Genomic DNA, 4,120 nt, shown 5'->3' with positions numbered 1-4,120 from the left:
CAGCAGGCTTATTTGTTGGGTCGGTCGGATGCGTTCGAGTTGGGGAATGTGTCGACGCATGCGTATCTGGAGTTCGAGGGGGTGGGGTTGGATCTTGAGCGGTATGTGTTGGCGTGGCGGCGGGTGATTGATCGGCATGAGATGTTGCGGGCGGTGATGGATCCGGTTCGTAATGAGCAGCGGATTTTGGCTGAGGTTCCGTTGTTCGAGCCGGTGGTGGTGGATTTGCGGGGGGTGGATGCGGCGGGGGTTGAGGCTGGTCTGCTGGGGGTGCGGGAGCGGTTGTCGCATGAGGTGCGGCCGGCGGATGTGTGGCCGTTGTTCGAGGTGGTTGTGTCGTTGCTCGATGGTGGTCGGGTGCGGGTCCATATCAGTGTGGACGCGTTGATTTCCGATTTTGCGAGTGGGCGGATTCTGTTCCGTGAGTTGTCGCGGTTCTATGAGGATCCTGATGTGGAGTTGCCGGTGTTGGGGGTGTCGTTTCGGGATTATGTGTTGGCCGAGGCGGCGATTGAGGGGACGGAGTTGTGGGAGCGGTCGCGGGAGTATTGGTGGGGGCGGTTGGGGGAGTTGCCGGCGGCGCCGGATCTGCCGATGGTGAAGGATCCGGGGACGGTGGTGTTCCCGAGGTTCGTCCGGCACGAGGCGCGGTTGGACGCCGGCACCTGGTCACGGTTGAAGACCCGCGCCGCTCAGTCCGGACTCACGCCCACGGGTCTGTTGCTCGCCGCCTACGCCGAGACACTCGCCAGCTGGAGCCGCACCGCCCATCTCACCCTGAACGTGCCCCGCATCAACCGCCTGCCGTTGCATCCGCAGGTGAACGAGGTGATGGGGGAGTTCGCGTCGTTCACGCTGTTGGAGGTGGACAACCGGGAGCGTGAGCCGTTCGAGGTGCGGGCGCGGCGGCTGCAGGAGCGGTTGTGGAACGACCTGAGCCACCAGTACGTCAGCGGCGTGCGGGTGCTGCGTGAACTGATGCGACGTCAGGGAGGCATGGACCGTGCCCTCATGCCCGTCGTCCTCACCAGCACCCTCGCCCTCTCGCGAGACGAGCGCACCGCCCTGGAACGCGAGCTCACCCCCGTCCACGCCATCTCGCAGACGCCCCAGGTGTGGATGGACTACCAGGTCGAGGAGCGGGAGGGAGCACTGCTGTTCAACTGGGACGTGGTGGAGGAGCTGTTCCCCGAGGGGATGGTCGGCGACATGTTCGCCGCCCACCACACCCTGCTCCAGAACCTCGCCGACGACGACCGACTCTGGTCCGCCTCCGACCTGCGCCTGCTTCCCCAGGAACAGGCCGAACGACGCGCACTGAGCGCCGGTCCCGAGCGGCCGATCGAGAAGGCCCTGGCCCAGGACTTCTTCCTGGAGCAGGTGGGTCGGCGTCCCGATCAGGTGGCGGTGGTGACCTCCGGTCGTTCGGTCACGTATCGGGAGCTGCGTCACGAGGCGAACCAGGTGGCGTGGTGGTTGCGGGATCAGGGAGTCCGGCCGGGCTCTCTCGTCGGGATCGTGATGGACAAGGGCTGGGAGCAGGTCGTCGCGGCCTACGGGGTGTTGTTCTCGGGCGCGGCGTATCTGCCGATCGACCCGGGCGCGCCGGCGGAGCGGTTGGTCGGCCTCTTGGAGCGCGGCGAGGTCAGGGTGGTGTTGACGCAGTCACACCTGAACACTTCCCTTCCCTGGCCGGAGGGCATCGAGCGTCTGTGCCTGGACCAGCCGCTTCCCGACGACCTCGACGGCACTGCCGTTCCGGAGCCGGTGCGGGGCGGGGATGATCTGGCGTATGCGTTGTTCACGTCGGGTTCGACGGGTCAGCCGAAGGGGGTGATGATCGGCCATCGTGGGTTGGTGAACGCGCTTCAGGAGACGATGCGCGAGTTCCGGATCACGGATACTGACCGGGCGTTGGGGTTGACGGCGTTGCACCATGACATGTCGTTGTTCGACGTGTTCGGGGTGTTGGGCGCGGGTGGGACGTTGGTGTTGCCGGATGCGGGTCGGGTGCGTGACGCGGCGCATTGGGCTGAGCTGATCGCGGCGCATGGGGTGACGGTGTGGAATTCCGTGCCGGCGATGATGGAGATGCTGCTGGAGCACGTCGGCAGCGAAGACCGGGCGCTTTCCTCGCTGCGGACGGTGTTTCTCGGTGGGGACTGGATTCCGATGTCCGTGCCGTCTCGCCTTTCGGTGGTGGCGCCCGGGGCGGAGTTGGTGTCGGTGGGTGGGCCGACGGAGACCACGCTGTGGAATATCTGGTACCGGGTCGGCGAGCTCGATTCGGACTGGTCGAGCATTCCGTACGGGCGGCCGATCGCGAACACCCGTTATCACGTGTTGAACGAGCGGTTGGAGGCGTGCCCGGAGTGGGTGACCGGTGAGATGTATGTCGCGGGTGTCGGTCTGGCTCGGGGTTACTGGCGGGACGAGGAGCGCACGGCGGCGGCGTTCGTCACCCATCCGGTCACCGGGGAGAGGTTGTATCGGACCGGTGACCTGGGGCGTTGGCGGCCGGAGGGCGTGCTGGAGTTCATGGGCCGCGCCGACTTTCAGGTCAAGATCCGCGGTATGCGCATCGAACTCGGCGAGATCGAGACCCAGCTCGCCGCGCACCCCGAGGTCACCAACGCCGTCGTCGTCCCCGTCACCCACCCCGACCGCCCCGGCTACCACGCCCTCACCGCCTACCTCACCACCAGCCACCACGGGTCGGCACGGCTCACCGCCGCCCAGGCCGGCGACTTCACCGACACGCGCATGCGTCGCGTGGCGCTGCGGGACCCGCTGGAGAGGGCCGAGTTCAAACTCACCCAGCCCGGGATCCGCCGCGAGCCCGACCGAGACCGCGTCCCGCTGCTCACCCCCACGACCGACGACGCGCTCGTCGACCGCTATCTCCACCGCCGCAGCGACCGCACCTTCCTCGACCAGCCCGTCGGACTCCAGGAGTTCAGCGACTGCCTGAACTGCCTGTACCAGATCGAGGTGGACGGCCTACCGAAGTACCGCTATCCCTCCGGCGGCGGCCTGTACCCGGTGCAGACCTACGTCTATGTCGCCCCCGGCGGCGTGGACGGCGTGCCCGCCGGCGCCTACTACTACAACGCCCGCGAAGGCACCCTGGTCCTCCTCGACGAACACGCCACCGTCGATCGGGACATCCACGCGGCACACAACCACGCCCTCTTCGAGGCGTCCGCGTTCTCCCTGTTCTTCGTCGGGGAGACGGCCGCGGTGGAGCCCATGTACGGAGACCTCGCCCGGGACCTGTGCCTGATGGAGTCCGGCTACATGGGCCAGCTCCTCATGACCTGGGCCGCGGACAACGAGATCGGGCTGTGCCCCGTCGGCGACATGGACTTCCGCCGCATCACCGAGCTCTTCCGGCTCCGCGACAGTCATGTCTTCCTCCACGGCATGCTCGGCGGGCGCGTCGACCGCACGGCCACTCGTCACATCGCCCTCGACATCGCCGACCAGGAGACGACTGTCCCGCAGGGGACCGAGATACGCGAGTGGCTGCGCGACAGGCTCCCGGAACACCTGATCCCGGCGTCCTTCATCCTCCTCGACGCCCTGCCCCTGACCGCGAACGGCAAGGTGGACCGGCGGAACCTGCCCGCCCCCTCCCTCCTCGCCGACGCGACCGGGAACGAGGCGGTCGACGCCCGCACCCCCACCGAGTCCCGACTGGCGGCCATCTGGAAGGACCTGCTCGACGTCCCCCAGGTCGGAATCCACGACAACTTCTTCGAGCTCGGTGGCCAGTCCATCGTGGCGACCAGGCTCGTCGCCCGGATCCGCACCGAGTTCCAGGTCGAGATCGCCCTCCGCGACGTCTTCGAGTCCCGCACGGTGGCCGGACTCGCCCTCGTCATCGACCAACACCGAGTCGCCCAGTCCGAATACGACCACCTGCCCGCACCCCTGCCGGTCGTGGTGGACGCCGCGGGCGAGCGGTTCGCCGCGTTTCCGGTGACGGATACCCAGCAGGCTTATTTGTTGGGTCGGTCGGATGCGTTCGAGTTGGGGAATGTGTCGACGCATGCGTATCTGGAGTTCGAGGGGGTGGGGTTGGATCTTGAGCGGTATGTGTTGGCGTGGCGGCGGGTGA

At 67.2% G+C, this 4,120-nt stretch carries 1 protein-coding gene; it reads left to right on the top strand.

Translation table 11 applies throughout. The features are described from left to right. Positions 1–48: 48 nt before the first annotated feature. The coding region (locus E1283_RS33040; RefSeq protein WP_165956337.1) for a non-ribosomal peptide synthetase at positions 49–4,120 on the top strand (4,072 nt) is incomplete at its 3' end.

The organism is Streptomyces hainanensis, assembly GCF_004348415.1.
GTDB lineage: Bacteria > Actinomycetota > Actinomycetes > Streptomycetales > Streptomycetaceae > Streptomyces > Streptomyces hainanensis.
The sequence above is the reverse complement of the archived record's forward strand: the minus strand, read 5'-3'. Positions and strand labels throughout refer to the sequence as shown.